The organism is Bradyrhizobium sp. LeoA1Lang, assembly GCF_055413685.1.
In genome coordinates this window covers 1-253 of sequence record NZ_JBVAPG010000651.1, presented here as the reverse complement: position 1 = coordinate 253, position 253 = coordinate 1, and the positions used below count along the sequence as shown (strand labels likewise).

At 57.3% G+C, this 253-nt stretch carries 1 pseudogene; it reads right to left on the bottom strand.

Annotated elements, in window-relative coordinates:
• Positions 1-35: 35 nt before the first annotated feature.
• Positions 36-253 (bottom strand): annotated as a pseudogene (locus tag ACZYOF_RS44850) (hypothetical protein); the annotation flags it as partial.

Genomic DNA, 253 nt, shown 5'->3' with positions numbered 1-253 from the left:
GCTTCTCATAGTTAGCAAGCAGTTGATCCAGCAGTTCAGGTGTAATCGTCGTGTCGGTCGTCATGTGAGTCTCCTCGGTAAGGTAAACTCACAGAAACCTGCTTACACATTCTTTCTGACACCCTCGGTGGCTTCGCCACAGCCACATCATCGTTGGCGGGCGCAGGCAGCGTAGGGTCAGCCTCAAGATCGCCCAGCTCGAGCGCAAGCTGTTCGTCCACGAGCACCGCAAGCCGCTCCGACCGCTTCCCGA